Source organism: Mesorhizobium sp. J8 (assembly GCF_016591715.1).
GTDB lineage: Bacteria > Pseudomonadota > Alphaproteobacteria > Rhizobiales > Rhizobiaceae > Mesorhizobium.
Genome location: NZ_AP024109.1, coordinates 1,752,008 through 1,766,108, shown reverse-complemented (window position 1 = coordinate 1,766,108; position 14,101 = coordinate 1,752,008). Strand labels below are relative to the sequence as shown.

11 protein-coding genes are annotated in these 14,101 nt (G+C 58.2%); 3 read left to right on the top strand and 8 right to left on the bottom strand.

Going from position 1 to position 14,101, the window contains the following annotated elements; all coding sequences use genetic code 11:
* Positions 1-7 precede the first annotated feature (7 nt).
* From dndC to MJ8_RS08000, 3 genes are read left to right on the top strand one after another with little or no spacing between them, the layout of a single operon-like run.
* The gene (gene dndC / locus MJ8_RS08010; RefSeq protein WP_201415355.1) at positions 8-1,132 is read left to right on the top strand and encodes a DNA phosphorothioation system sulfurtransferase DndC; all 1,125 of its coding nucleotides are present in this window, start codon (positions 8-10) and stop codon (positions 1,130-1,132) included.
* A complete protein-coding gene (locus tag MJ8_RS08005; protein WP_201413876.1) occupies positions 1,129-1,329 on the top strand; it encodes a hypothetical protein in 201 nt (66 codons plus the stop codon). The genes dndC and MJ8_RS08005 overlap by 4 nt, the downstream gene beginning before the upstream one ends.
* A complete protein-coding gene (locus MJ8_RS08000) occupies positions 1,326-3,365 on the top strand; it encodes an AAA family ATPase (protein ID WP_201413875.1) in 2,040 nt (679 codons plus the stop codon). Before MJ8_RS08005 ends, MJ8_RS08000 begins: the two co-directional genes overlap by 4 nt.
* A 634-nt stretch (positions 3,366-3,999) precedes the next feature.
* On the opposite strand, the gene MJ8_RS07995 is transcribed toward MJ8_RS08000, so the two are convergent.
* The 8 genes from MJ8_RS07995 to rlxS all read right to left on the bottom strand — a co-directional run bounded on the left by MJ8_RS07995 (position 4,000) and on the right by rlxS (position 13,929).
* Positions 4,000-4,887, bottom strand: a complete 888-nt coding sequence (locus tag MJ8_RS07995; RefSeq protein ID WP_201413874.1) for a hypothetical protein — start codon at positions 4,885-4,887, stop codon at positions 4,000-4,002.
* Positions 4,887-5,945, bottom strand: a complete 1,059-nt coding sequence (locus MJ8_RS07990) for an AAA family ATPase (RefSeq protein ID WP_201413873.1) — start codon at positions 5,943-5,945, stop codon at positions 4,887-4,889. The genes MJ8_RS07995 and MJ8_RS07990 overlap by 1 nt, the downstream gene beginning before the upstream one ends.
* A gap of 77 nt (positions 5,946-6,022) precedes the next feature.
* Complete coding sequence (locus MJ8_RS07985) at positions 6,023-7,516, bottom strand: FtsK/SpoIIIE domain-containing protein (protein ID WP_201413872.1); 1,494 nt, start codon at positions 7,514-7,516, stop codon at positions 6,023-6,025.
* Positions 7,516-9,525: an AAA family ATPase gene (locus MJ8_RS07980; protein ID WP_201413871.1), complete on the bottom strand. Its 2,010-nt coding sequence runs from the start codon at positions 9,523-9,525 to the stop codon at positions 7,516-7,518. Before MJ8_RS07980 ends, MJ8_RS07985 begins: the two co-directional genes overlap by 1 nt.
* 26 nt (positions 9,526-9,551) lie before the next feature.
* Positions 9,552-9,737: a DNA modification system-associated small protein gene (locus MJ8_RS07975; RefSeq protein WP_201413870.1), complete on the bottom strand. Its 186-nt coding sequence runs from the start codon at positions 9,735-9,737 to the stop codon at positions 9,552-9,554.
* A gap of 255 nt (positions 9,738-9,992) precedes the next feature.
* On the bottom strand, positions 9,993-11,309 hold the full coding sequence (locus MJ8_RS07970) for a hypothetical protein (protein WP_201413869.1): 1,317 nt from the start codon (positions 11,307-11,309) through the stop codon (positions 9,993-9,995).
* Positions 11,300-11,674: a hypothetical protein gene (locus MJ8_RS07965; RefSeq protein WP_225248185.1), complete on the bottom strand. Its 375-nt coding sequence runs from the start codon at positions 11,672-11,674 to the stop codon at positions 11,300-11,302. The genes MJ8_RS07970 and MJ8_RS07965 overlap by 10 nt, the downstream gene beginning before the upstream one ends.
* Positions 11,675-11,958: 284 nt before the next feature.
* Positions 11,959-13,929 carry a relaxase/mobilization nuclease RlxS gene (gene rlxS, locus MJ8_RS07960; protein ID WP_201413867.1) on the bottom strand — a complete coding sequence of 657 codons (1,971 nt, stop codon included), beginning with the start codon at positions 13,927-13,929 and terminating at the stop codon, positions 11,959-11,961.
* Between the last annotated feature and the right edge of the window lie 172 nt (positions 13,930-14,101).

Here is a 14,101-nt window from a genome sequence, read left to right as displayed (position 1 = left end):
TACAATGATGGCCACCATCGAAGACAGCCTCAGCGACAAGCTCGAGGCGGCCCGTCGTGACATTCTCGACGAGTATCGAGCAGAGCATAACTATCCGTGGATCATCGGCTTTTCGGGCGGCAAGGACAGTACCCTTGTCGCGCAGCTGGTGTTTGAGATGCTGCTGGAACTGCCGCCGAGCGAACGGAGCCGCCCTGTTCACATCGTTGCCAATGATACTCTCGTCGAGGCCCCACTGATCGCCAACCATCTCAGCGCCATTCTCGACCGCATGCGTAGCGTCATCCCGGGCCTGCGCCTTCCTCTGACAGTCAGAAAAACAACGCCCAAGCAGGACCAGACGTTCTGGGTGAACCTAATAGGGCGCGGGTATCCGTCCCCGACCAGATCGTTCCGTTGGTGTACCGACCGAATGAAGATCCAACCAACTTCGGAATACATCCGCTCTGTGGTGGACGAAAATGGTCAGGCCATTTTGCTGCTGGGGGTGCGGCGACAAGAATCCGCCACCAGGGCCATGAGCGTCGCTCGCTACTCAAACGGCGAGCGCCTGAACGCTCACAACACGCTATCTGGTTGCCTGGTATTTCGTCCGATAGTCGATTTCACCACCGATGAAGTCTGGCAGCTCTTGTTGCAGCGGCGCCCGCCATGGGGTGGCACTCATCGCCAGCTTGTTACTCTGTATCGCAACGCGCAGGGGGGTGAGTGCCCGCTTGTGCTCGACAAGGATGATGCCCCATCCTGCGGTACTTCTTCGTCTCGTTTCGGCTGCTGGACCTGCACGGTAGTGGTTAAGGATCACAGCATGGAAGGTTTTGTCGAATCTGGAAATGCTCATCTTGAGCCATTGATGGATTTTCGCGATCGCTTGGCGTCGCTCCGCACAGACCCGGATATGCGCATGGCCCGGCGCAGATCGGGTGTCGCATCCCATCTCGCCGACGGATCGCTCATTCCAGGCCCGTTCACCTTTGAAGCCCGACGTCTCATCCTTGCAGAGTTGCTTGAGGTGCAGGCGAAAGTCGGAGAGCCGCTCATCAGTGATCAGGAGATTATCGAAATCAAAAGAATCTGGGCAGAGGACGCGACCCGAGCAGTTTCCAACCAACCATCGGCAGCGGACGCATGATTCGAGACGTAGGGCTGTTCACAGCGCCAGGAGCCGAGGCGATCGTGCGCGAGGCATGCTCCGCCGAAGCTATTGATCCGGCGTTGCTCGACAGACTGATCGTCATTGAACAAGAGTTCGCTGGTATGTTGCGTCGCCGTGGCATCTTCGAAGCGATCGATGCCGCTTTTAGCGATTGGCCGGACGAATCACAGTGAGATTAACGCATATCCAGCTGCGGAACTGGAAGGCATTTCCCTCTCTAGACTTAAACCTCGAGCGGCCGTCGGCTCACCGTAACGTCGTGATAATCGAAGGTAGTAATGGGTACGGCAAGACCAGCCTCCTAGAAGCTATCATCCTTTGCCTGTACGGCCGCGAGGGCGTTGGCTTGGTTGGCCGCGCATCGAGTGGCGGGCGTCCGGATGTCGGATATGACGCATTTCTTGAACGGGCTCTATATCAAGGGGTTCGCGGTAGGGATAGCAATGCCTCTGTCGAGCTGACTTTTGATGATGACGGTGACGTGCGCTTTGCGATCCAGCGGATTTGGTATTTTACCAGCACTGGCCGTCATCGTCGGGCAGATGAAGAAGTTCGCATCTGGGAAGGCCCCAATGAAGATCTGGTGCCGCTGCCCCACGGCGATGAGTTGGCATCCGAGGTCCGCGACCTTGTAGCACGTAGGTTGTTACCGGCTCGTCTGGCGCCATTTTTCCTTTTTGATGGCGAACATCTTGATCGCCTCGCAGGAGTTGACCTCGATCAACAGGTGCGCTTGGCTCTGCAATATGCGCTTGGCATCCCCATTCTTCGGAAACTTAGCGACGACCTCAAATCGTACGCCCGTGACAGCCGCAGACAGTTAAAAGGCGGTACTGGAAACCAACTCGATGAGCTCACCCGCCTGGTAGCCGATCTCAATCAACAATCAAGGGACCATACAACCAAGCTAGATGCAATCGCACAGGCGCTCACCCCGCTTCGCGCCGAGCGGGACGAAACGGTCGCACGGATCGGTTCGCTGCACGGTGATAGCTATGCAAGTTTCAAACGGTTGTTCGAAGAACGCGAACAGCGAGGGCGCGTCCGAGATGCGTTACAAGATCGCCTGCGACAAACATTGTCATTTGATCTGGCGCTTGCCCTGGCGGGGCCAGATCTGCGACAAGCGGCTCGCGAGCAGATCGCCCGAGATGCTTCGGTCGAGCAGCGGGAATTTACCCGTTCTGTGAGTGACAGCCACTATCGCGATATAGTGGCGAGGTTGGGTCAGCGACACGAGCTCGAGCGTGCCGGACTGAAGCCGGCGCAATGGGCCATGTTCGAGCAGCGATTGCGTGCGATTTGGTCTGAAGTTTGGTCAAATGAAGATACCGCTGGTTCTGAGCGTCTCCATACCCACTTAGGCGAAGCTGACCGACACCTGGTCGACGAGCGATTGCGCACAATCGAAACCCTCGGTGCGGAAGCGATTGCCCAGATGGCCCAAGAAGCAGAGCGGGCGGATGCAGCGGTAGCGGCAGTCGATCGTCAGATAGCCGATCAGCGCGGGACAGATGAGGCATCGCAGCGGCTCGCGGATCGGCTTCGCGAGATCCAAGCTGTGATTGGTTCGCTCGAGGAAGAATCCCGCTCCCTCGCACGCTCGCTCGATGCGGTTTGCGCTGAACTCGCCTCGAAAGATCGAGAACTCGCGAAAACCCGGTCAAACTTGGATGCCGATGCGCCGTTGTTGCTGCGCGCCGACCGTGCGGATGCGGTCAGCCGCATAATTGCGACCCTGATTGAGCGGTTGTTCCCCCTCAATCTTGATGTGCTATCTGCTGAAATCACCCGCGGATATCGCGCTATGGCACATAAGGGCGTAGTTTCCGAGATTCGGATCGGCGTGGATGGAAAAGTTTCAATGCTCGACGATGTCGGTCGAGATTTGCGTGAGCTTGACCCAAGTGCCGGTGAAAGTCAGATTTTCGCATTCGCGCTTATGGCGGCGATTGCGACCATTGGTGCGCCTTTTCCAATCATCCTCGACACTCCGCTAGCACGGCTTGATCATGACCACCGCGAGCGCGTTTTGCGCTATTTCGCAAGCCTTGAGCGACAAATCGTTTTCCTTTCTCAGCCCGCTGAACTGTCTTCTCGATATCTGGACCTTTTGCGGCCTAGGCTAGGAGCTGTCATTCAGCTAACTCACGAGGGCGGGCGCTCCGCTCATCACCCGGCTTCGCGTCAGCAAGGAGCCTCGGCATGAGCTTGAGTCTCATCGAGCTAGTCCGCACGGAGTTCCGCACCGGCAAGCCTGCCGACGAACTAAACAGCCGGTTCCAGCGATTACTCGGTCTCCCTCACCGATATGGACCGGCTAGACTAGCAATTGGCCGTTCGCTTGGGATCGCTCCAGTCCCGAAGCTGGAAACCAGCTTTACCGGCTTTGGCAAGCCGATCAGGGGAGAGAACCTATTTGGAACTGGCACTGATCTTGCGTGTTGGATCACACTTATCGTTCAGCACGCAGTACCAGACGCAGTCGATAAGGCCCAACTGCAACATCTCGTTGCAGCACATTGGAATCGGGGTATCTACCTGCTTTGGGACGACTGGAAAGCGAGTCTGAGTGACTTCGATACGTTCGTTGCCCGTCAAGCTGACCGGGCGACATCCCGCAAAGCTGTCGCATCACCGCGCCCGGCTCGGAGGTTTTAATCGCTTACCTGGCGAGGCCGCGTGGAAGTTCGTACGTTCCATGACGGTGCCGTAAGCAGCCGTCCGCGAGAACATGCCAGAATGCCAGCCACCTGTGTTTCGTGAAAACCCAGTGTGAGTTCGTCAACCGCGAGGCGAGAGCACTTTCGTTCTTCTTGCTTGGCTACGATCGTACCGACTTGTCAGATAGCCTCCAGACGCCGGACGAGCAGCTCTAAATGACGCGCGAACTCCGCCGGTTCTTCGGCCTTTTGATGCATGAACGCTGCTAGCACGTTGTGGTTATCTCGACTTGGGTGAAGGCGAAGCGCGGCCCGCAGTCTGTCGAGCAGGCGCTTGGTGTCGATGAATTTGAGATAATAGCGTAACCGTAACGCCGCATTGTCTGGGGCCTCATCCCGGACTGCGTTCACAAGTTGGGCTACTAACCTTGCTTGTTCCTTTGCCGGATCGCTTAACCGTTCGATCCTATTCGCACAAATCTCGCGCACCTGTTCGAGAGGAAGCTCGCCAAACGTCTCCTTGGCGGCCTTCCCATCGAAATGCATGGCGGCCAGATAAGGCGCCGCCTCAAACAGCACCTCACACTCGTCGAGACTGCGGCCCACCGCTTGGGTGGCCAAATGCCCAAATTCGATAGGATCGCGACTGCAGCCTATGACCCAGCCCTGGAGCATCTCCGGTAGAATGAGATGCGCCTCGATCTCCCAGAACTCAGACACGAATAGCTTGTCATCAGCCTCAAACGCGCGAAATCTCGTCTCTTCACGTTCGTAGAGCGCATCCCACTTCTTGCGGCGAAAATAGACATCACGATCCAGGATGCCGAACGCCGGAATGTTCTCGTGCCAACTTTTTTCCACCGCCAATGGTACCGCGGTGCAGCCTTCCGCCTCCATCAACCGATTTGCGGTCATGAACTCGAACTTCGCCAGGTAGTTGGTAAACCAAACGTCTCGAAACAGCCACAGGTCCGTCGGTCCTTCTAAGATGACTCGTGGCAGGCCGCGGCTGTGGGCGTCGATTTGAAGATCATTTTCGAACTCGTCGAAGGAAGCAACGTTACTCATCACTTCGGCGCCTTGAACCGAGGCCTTACCAGACAGCCAAATTTGCGCAAGCCTTCCTCAGGCACCTTTGGCGCTACGATGCGCAGAGAATCCGTCTGATGCGACGTTAGATAGAAGTTAAGCCCAGGATACTCCTTCGCCCAGTTCTTAATCAGAGTGATCAGGCGCCGGCGCATCACCAGATGAAGATGTTGCTCAGTCTCATCGATCAAAACGATTGTCGCTGCCGTCATATGACTGGCAATGCGCACCAACAGCTGCACCAGCTGGCGCTCGCCACTGCTCAGCTGATCGAGCCCATGTTCGATCGTCCCGTCGATCGAAACCGGCGCACGCAGACGCTCACGATCGACCTCTAGAAGGGCCTTGCTGCCGTCGCGAAATACGTACCGATTGACGATCTCCCGACAGAGCTCTTCTCGACCGTCACCCAGCCAAGCAAACCAGACAAAAAGGTTGTCGAGTGAGCTTGCCCAGGTGGTGCCGTCGACGCCGAAAGTGTGGACCGGCGCGTAGCTCAGTTGGTCCGGTCGTGTGATCACCCGTCCGTCATGGTTGCTGCGAGCAATACCGCGATCTGATGGGAAATAGAGCACTGTCGGAAACGCTGCTCCACTTCCGAATAGGCTTCTGGTGGGCTCTCCCACCTCAGCCATTACCGCGTCAGCGAAGGCGATTGCCTGCGGAGTTGAATCCGCCATCCGCTCGACTATGCTGGCACCTGGCCTGATGCCATAGCGCAAGACAAGCTGAGCGGAGGCATTCACCGCTTGGAGATCCGGTTCCTTCCAGTTCTTCAGCAATCCGGGGGCGCCAAGCACGATTGAGACGATAAACGTTTCTCCGGTTCGTCCATCATCAAGGTGGACGAGTGCATCAAGCTGAACCCCACCTTGCCCTTCATCGAGCGCGATCATGCCATAGCGCTGATGGGAGATGCTCCCAAGCATGGACATGGCGGATGCAATGGCCTCCAGCAGTGTGGTCTTACCACCACCATTTGGCCCCATAACTAGGTAGATATTCGCCGGCTCCTGCTCGGCTGTGAGAAAGCTCAAAGAAGTGGTGCCCCTAAGTGGGCCGACGTCTAACAAGGTCAGGCCGGCAAGCGCGAAATGCGTCGGTCGCAATGGTGTCACAGCTTCAACCCTGCTTGTTGTACGGCGCGTAAAATGTCGTCGCGCGCAACGCGAACGCCATGAACGCGGCGAGTATCGCGACCGGCGATTCGGATGAGCATATCGCCGCGCATGAGTAGGTTCTCAGCACCGGCTTCATCGAGAATAATCCGCGAGTCCGATGCCTTTTGTACCGTTAACGCGATCCGACTGGGGATGTTTGAGCGCAAGAGCCCTGGAAAAGTCGCTGCCTCTGGCCGCTGGGTGGCCAGGACAAGGTGGATCCCACTCGCTCGCGCCTTCTGCGCTAGCCGGATAAGCGGATCCTGGGCACCACTCTTGCCGATGAGGAAATCTGCTAGTTCGTCCACGAATATGACGATTCGGTCGAGGGCGGCGCCGGCGGCCTGCGCTTCTGCGATGTTACGGGCCTTGTATTGCCGTAGAATCGCTGATCGACTTTCCATCTCTTCGACCATGGCATTCAGGACCCGCACCCCCTCGTCCATGTTAGTTATGACGCGGGCATCCCAGAGACCTGGGCAGCCATCATAATCAGCGAAATCGAGGCCTTTAGGGTCGATCATCACCAGTGTCGGGGGTCGCTTCGACGCAAGCAGCGACAGGATGAGCGCGTTTAGGCAGACGCTTTTGCCACTGCCGGTCGCTCCGGCGACAAAGAGATGTGGTGCCTCAGCCAAATCGAACAGAAACGGGACTCCCAAGACGTCGACGCCTGGGCAAACTGGCAGGGCCTCCGGTCTGCCCTCGAGGTAGGGAACGACGTCCTCCCAACTGACATCATGCCAAGTTGCACTTGGTCTAGGGATCTCAATGGTGACGCGCCGTTCACCGGTCTCGCGCACCAGGGTAACGCTGGCCGAACCAAGGCCGAGCGTGAAGGAGAGATCTTCCAGACCGCGCCGCAGCCGATCAAAATCTTCGACCCCTCCGAGCGTAAGCGGGAAACGGGTGAGTCGTGGTCCACTCACTGGCGGGCCTGCAGGCGCCGCTTTCACACCGATTGCCGTCAAACCCTGATTCAGCATGTCTTCACTGGGTGCAGCCATGATCTGATCATCTGAGGGCCCCGTGGCGCTATCGGCGTTGAAGTACAATTCATCGAGCAGATAGTCGTGGAAATCACGGCCCGGCTGCCACGCGCGCATCATTGCTTCTAGGCCACGCCTGAAATGGCGCTGCGCCAGCTCGACATATTCGGACTGGCTTTTGAACAAGTCGGTATGATGCTTGATGGACAACATCAAGCGTACCGCGTCGTCATAGTCCTTGTCAGTGCCGCGACCGGTCAGCTGTTGAAGATGAAGCTCGCTTCGACCTGAGCCTTTAGCCCTGCTGTAACGTTCATCAGGCATTCCGTCCATGCGCAGCGACAGTGCAAGTGCGAACCGCAAGACCGACCAATAATAGCCCTGTGGCTGCAAGAGGCCCTTTGCAAGGACCGCATCGAAAAAGTCTCTCTCCTCGGGGCTGAAAAAGATGTCGTCCATCAGAGCACCCGCGTGACGGGTTGCTCGACGATCGTTGCCGTGCGCCCGCCCTGATTCTGAATTTCATAGCGCTTCGAAATGTGTGGGGCGAGCTGATCGAAGCCGTGCTCACCAAATTCGGTGTTGGTTGGCAATAGAACCAAAGGATAGCCTGCCTCTGGAAAATAGTCGCTCATGAGGAGGTTACGATTTTCCCGGTCGATGCGGCCGAGAGGCGTATCGATCATTACCGGCAAAGGACGGTTGGCTTCTTCTTTGAGCGCCCACAACATTGCCATGGCAACCAGCTGCCGCATACCTGCTGAGATCGATTGACGCGCTACGTCTTCGCCCTCTTCGTCTTGATATGTCATGATGAAATTGTCGGTAAGTGAAGCCGATTTGATCAGCTGGCTTGGAGCCAGCAGTATTGCAATCTTTTCGCGGAGTCGGTCCTCAACAGATGAGCGAATGGCCGCACGCCGTCGTTCCCGATAAGCATGAAGAGCCAAGCGCACTGCGCGCGAGGTGACATAGGCTTTGTTCTCACGAAGCACATCCGCGTGCTCTTCATATGCAGCGCGAATCTGATCAGCCAGCGCGGCCACCGCGCGAGATGCCCTGCTCTCATCCTGCTCATGGACAACGATTTCCTGCAAACGGCGACGTATCTCGCCTTCCGCGGCGTCTATCTCGTTCGAGAGTTGCTCAAAGCGACGTTTAGATTCCTCCGAAACGACGTCAGCCTCATCCAGCTCACGTTGCGCTTGACGCTGTTGCGAGTTGAGGGCGCGCATCTGTCGCAGCAGATCTGCGTGGGCGGCTACTGTATCTCGACCTCCTTGCTGCCATGTCAAAAAACGATCTCGCAATTGCTGTCGGAGTGCTGGTGCTACCGATGCAAAAAGCGGATGTTCAAAGGAATCCGCCGGCACACCCATGTCCGTCAAAAGCTGCGTAACGCCTTCCTTCAAGGCCTGAGATTGAGCGGCACTCAAGGTAACTCGTGGCGTTAGGTCGTGAAGAATGGTGATCGTACCGACCGGCAAATTTTGATGCAGCCGATTTGCCAAGCCCGCCGCAGCGCCAGACTTAAGCTGGTCATCTATCGTGCGAAAGGCCTGATCAACTAACGGCAGATTTGTTAGAAAGGGAGCCTCCACAGGGAGCTTGCTCGCGATCTCAGCCGCCAAGCTTTCACGTTGACGACTGAAATTGGCAATCCGCACCTCCATCTTACGGCGCTCGTCTTCGGATAGTCCACTGCGAAGCTTGTTGCGGGCTTCTTCGGCGCGAGCCTTCGCAGCTTCGATATCTGCAATCTCCTCTTCGAGAGCCACCCGCAGGCGGCGCGCGCTCTCTGCACGGGCTTCCTCGCTCTTCTGTTCGCCCTCTAACGCGATGATGCGGGATCGAACCATTTCGGGCAGCCCTGCACGACGCCGTTCGCGAACGTAGACCTCCAATTGACGGTCAATGTCATTGAGAAAGGACAACCCTAGCAATCGCTCAATCTCGACGCTTTCTCGGCCCACATCTGCATCCGCTAATGACTGAATCTGTTCGCCGTCAAAGAAGAAGAATGGAACCACCTCGTTCGGCAACAAGGTCTCAAGGCGAGCTTCGGCATCCTCCTCACCAAAGAAGCGTCCGTTGCGGGCTACCAGCAACCTTTCGCTGAAGTCGTTTCTGCCGCGCGCTAGCGTAAACTGGCGTTCTGCCGAATAGGATGCGCCACCTTCCTCCCAATAGAGCGCGACCCGCGCTAAAGCGCCATCTCGACGCTCGTCATACGGAAACACGCCATACCACCGCCCAGGGACGCCGAGCATGAACTGCTTGGGATTGAGCGGTGCATCGCCTACCCGGATTCGCCGCATGACCTCCGATCGAGTGCCAAGGAACAGAAGCTTAATTGCGTTGAGCAGGCTGGTTTTTCCGGCTCCGTTGCGCCCGGAGACGACGACGATGTTCTTCTCGGGAGTGCATTCGGCAAAATCGATCCGGTTGCAATTGCGGTAGGCGAACATATCCTGGACTTCGAGGCGCAAGAATCTCACGAGTTCTGCGCCTCGACCGCTGCCTCAATGATCTCCGTCACGCGCCTTAGAAGGCGTGCCTTTGCACCCCATGCAGCCATGTCAGGAAATTCAGCTGAAAGCTCAAGTAGCGCGGCGAGGACGTCGGGGCTCACGCTGTGTTGTGCCGCAGCCTGATCGATAAGTGCTCGATCCAACTTCATAACGTTCCCCACCAGTCCCCTCTGAATCATAGGGGTACCCGCTTCTGTAGGCAGAATGCAAGTAATGTCCGTGCATAAAAACGAGTTCGGCCGTTTTGCCAACAAGCTTGCTTAAAATTTGCTTCGAGATCGGGCGACACATGGAGTAGACGATGGGTCCATGCGCAAGATCGAGCCAAGCCGGTCGGGTCTAGATAGGGCGTCCCCAGAGAGGCGCAGACGGAACCAATTGGCCTACTCACACGTCCGCATGATTCATGCGGCGGCCAGATCGAAGTCCTCACTTAAGTCCGCCGATGGAATACGGTTATGCGTGACTAGCAGAGTCCTGATCATGAGAGGCGACACTCCAAAGTGCTCTGCCGCGTCACGCTGCCCCTCCGACGAGTAGTCGCCTTGCAGGATCGTTTCAACTTCGTCAAACGGACTCAAAAATTCGGCGGCGAAGGCGCGCTGCATTTTCTGCCTGTAAGTGTAGGCACGCGTCGCGGGAAATAGACGGTTGGAGCGCGGTGCCAGTAACCTATCGCCTAGCAATCGGGCAAGCTCAAAACGCCTTCCCTCATGCCATTTTGATCGAAGCACCAGATGGCCGGCTTCCTTCTGATCCTCGACGAGGAATGAAAAATCAGCAAGGCGCCCCTGACGAGGCTCCAGGGCATCAATTGACGTTCCTGCGAGTGCCGCGAGTTCTTTGTCCGGGATTGGACGACCGTCCAGTCGCTCCTGCTCGCGAAGAGCGCGTGCCGCCTGCGTGCCAATGAGCCAGGCGGGAGTACTGCCTGAAGGAACAAGACCTGCATGGTCGCGCAGCCGAACCGCGTCCCTAGACCAAGCTTCGTAGCCGTTCCTCTGCGCCAGTGCCTTCAGTTCTCTCACGGTTGGCGCCACGCCTGTGTTTGCATGGCCAGCCGCCAACTCCTGAATAGCTTCGGGACTTACTTCTTCCGAGTCCGCAAGCAATTGCTTAAGCACCACAGGATCGGCTTCGTCAGGCTCGACGCCAAGAAGCGCTTCGAGCTTTCGCCGGGCCGCGAGTTGCGGGGTCGATCTCTCCTCTTGGAGACTTTTGAAGATCGTATGAAAATTCGATCCAGTTACCTGCTCTGCGTCAAGGCGCTCCAATATCTGGGAAAAGAACTCATCAAGGGAAGCCACAAACTGACCTGCTGGAAGGACTGCAAAGTGATTGGAGATATAGCGGAATGGCGTGTCGGAGCGTTCAGGAGATGGCGTCGAAACAAGGGCCGTGCGCTCTCCGTCGGAGAAGATGGTTATGTTCGGCCAAATGTAGCCCTGGCCAATGGATGACATCTGATGCGTCTGCCCCCACTCATGGGAAGCAGCACGAGGCTCCCACCGCAGTCTCCACCAATTCCATGCAAACCATTCAGCAAGATGGTAGCTGGAGAGATAAGGCTTGGTCCGCAGGCGATTGGCAAGATAATCGTGACCTTCGGTAAGCCACACATTGTTAACAGATATTCCGACGGCCCCAAAGCAAGCCTGCTCCTCTGCCGAGGCTCCCTGCAACGACTCCCATTCGACTTCGATGCGCCAATTTACTGGCATCGCCGCTTCCATTCGCTCAATATGTAGTCCCGCACGTCTTTGTCATGGTCGAGCGGATATCCGTGGTAACGGCCAGGCGCGTTGCGATCGCACTTAGCTTCGTAGACGATGCCGGCGTCATCCACCATCCAGATATATTTGGGAAAGCCTTCACCGTAGTTACTGACCATACCGGCGCGAATGCCCCTCTCCATCAGTTGCTCTGCTTCGGCGAGTACGATGGGCCGCAACATGTCGCACAAAGATTTGGTGGGAATTGGGTTCGTGCGTTCAAAGCCGTAGTCCAGGGGATAGCGTTTATGGTGGCCACTTCCAACATACACCGCAGCATCGGCCAGAGCGCAAATTTGCTGCGGCGAGAGCATTCCGTGCTCGACTACGCGTCGCTTCGGATTATTTCCTTGCCGCGCCATTGATCACGACCCCTCGCTTCCTGCCTAATTGGATCCACACCGAAAACGCCCTCCGGAGGGGGTGCGTTCCTTGCTACCTGGCGATTGAATGCCTCCGCATAGCGTACATTTGCAGTCGATGGACGAGCCGGTTGAGGCTCGGCGCCATCTTCAACCCGCGAAATTCCTACCTACGATCTGGCCTGACGTAAAGGGCGGCGTCCTTTCGCACCTCACGGACGGGCCGCAACTGAAAGCTACGATACACTAGGTCCGCTCCTCTGTCTGCCTACCGTCCAGGAAATCCCCTCTCCGCGCACGGTACCGGAGATCTCTTTACCGACATGTCGTTCAAGCACGGGCCGCCATGGCACGAGCGTGAACTCACGCGACTTCTCGATGACAGCGTACTTGCCGCTGGCGAGCTCGACGGATCGGCGCAGCGTCCCTTCTACCCGAGCTCCAGGCTTCGCTTCGGAATACGACAATCCAAGTTCATCCGACAGCTGGCCGGCGACGCGGTTCAGCTCGCGCTGGCGCAGGATCGAAATCGTGTTGGCGCGATAGACGACCCGGTCTTGCTCCTCCTGCGCCAAGCCCTGCGCGATCAGCCACTGCCGCCGGCTGCTTTGCGCCTCCCTTACGTCGCGGCCGAAGCCGGAGTTGCGTAGGGTTTCCGGCGTATCGGAAACCAACTCGCGATCGATCCAGGTGGCGCCGTCGAAACCGGCCTGCCGCTCCAGCGGCATTGACGAGAGCTTGTCGACCACAACCGGCTCGGCCCTGGCCCGCTGACGCTCGTAATCGGCGACGCGTTCGAGATGGTCTGGCGCAATGACCCATGTCCCGTCCGGCTCGCGCTCGACGCCGCCGGTGGTGCGGCGGATTGCCTCCAGCCGCCGCACATGGGTTTCGGCGAAACGTTCGGTAGCGGACGGATCATGCTTGAGGTGAATGTCGACACTATAGCGGCCCTGACGGGCTGCGGCGATCTCGGCGATCGCTCGGTCGACCTGTCGCGGCTCGGTGTTCCTCGGCGAGACCCGGACGATGCAGCCTTCGGGTGTTGGCTCGATGGCTTCGCCCCTGCCGATATCGATGTAGTGGCTTTTGCCGTCGACGCCGTCGACGATCAGGAAATGGCGGTCGTTGATTTCGTCGGCCAGCCCACGCGCGACGACGCGGCCAACAACAGGCTGGGGCGGCATTTCAGATCGGTCATGGACCACATAGTCGGCAGCACTGCGGGCGAGCCCTTTGCCAGTCAGCTCGCGATGCATGGTCTTGATGATATCGCCGCGCTCGCCGATACGGCGCAGCGTCTCTTCTAGCTCCCCGTCGAGACGCCAGCGGCCAGAGCCCAGCTCCTCGGCCAGGCCCATGCGCTCCAGCTTGCGAAGGCGGCCCTGGTGCAGCGTCTGGCGAAAGGCGTCGCGGCCGTCCGGCGAGACATGTCCGTCGTCGTCGCGCATGCGCAGCAGCTGCCGGTCGATGCTGGTGAAGCGTTCCTGCTCCATTTCCTGGCGCAGGCGCTGTTCGATTTCATGATCGGTGCGGGGACCGAGGTCGAGACTGACCAGTTCGGCCGCGCGCTCGCGCAGGCCAGACGAGATGTAGTCGCGCGCGATGACAAGATTCTCGCCGCGATCGTCCTTGCCGCGGACGATGATGTGGGTATGGGGATGACCGGTGTTGAAATGGTCGACGGCAACCCAGTCGAGCTTCGTGCCGAGGTCCTCTTCCATCTGCGTCATGAGGCGCCGGGTCAGGGGCTTGAGGTCGTCATACTCGATGCCGTCTTCGGGCGCGACGATGAAGCGGAACTGATGCCGGTCGCCGTCGGCACGATCAAGGAACGCCTTACCATCGACGCGGTCGCTGTCGGAGCCATAAAGCGCACCGGGCTCACCTTCGCGGGTGACGCCGTCGCGCTGCAGATATCGGAGATGCGCACGCGCTCCGTCAACGCCCTTGCCGGCCAGCTTGACGAAGCGTGCCTTGACCATCACTCGCCGCTGGCGGAAGGCGGCATGACGATCGCGCGCTCTCAGCACCGCGGCAGCCGCCCCGCCACGCCCTGTGCGGCTGCCGGTGAATCGGCCGCCACGGCCAGTCCTGCCCCCGGCGCGGTTGATGGCTGCCCGAACCTGGCCGGCGAAGCGCTTGCCCGCCTTAGAACCGCGCGAGCCGATTTTCCCCAGCCTCGGCTTGAATTCGTCATCTTGCACTGCAGCCTCCCGCTATTCATGAATCACATCAACGGCTTGCGCTGATCAGCTCTCCTAACGCCGGAGGGTGCCTCCCGGAAAAACGATGTGCAGACAAACACTTACCCGCCTCGCGGAGGCGGTGTCTTTATCTTGCCTTCGCCACCCCGCTTCCCGGCCGGCCTCCCGACCG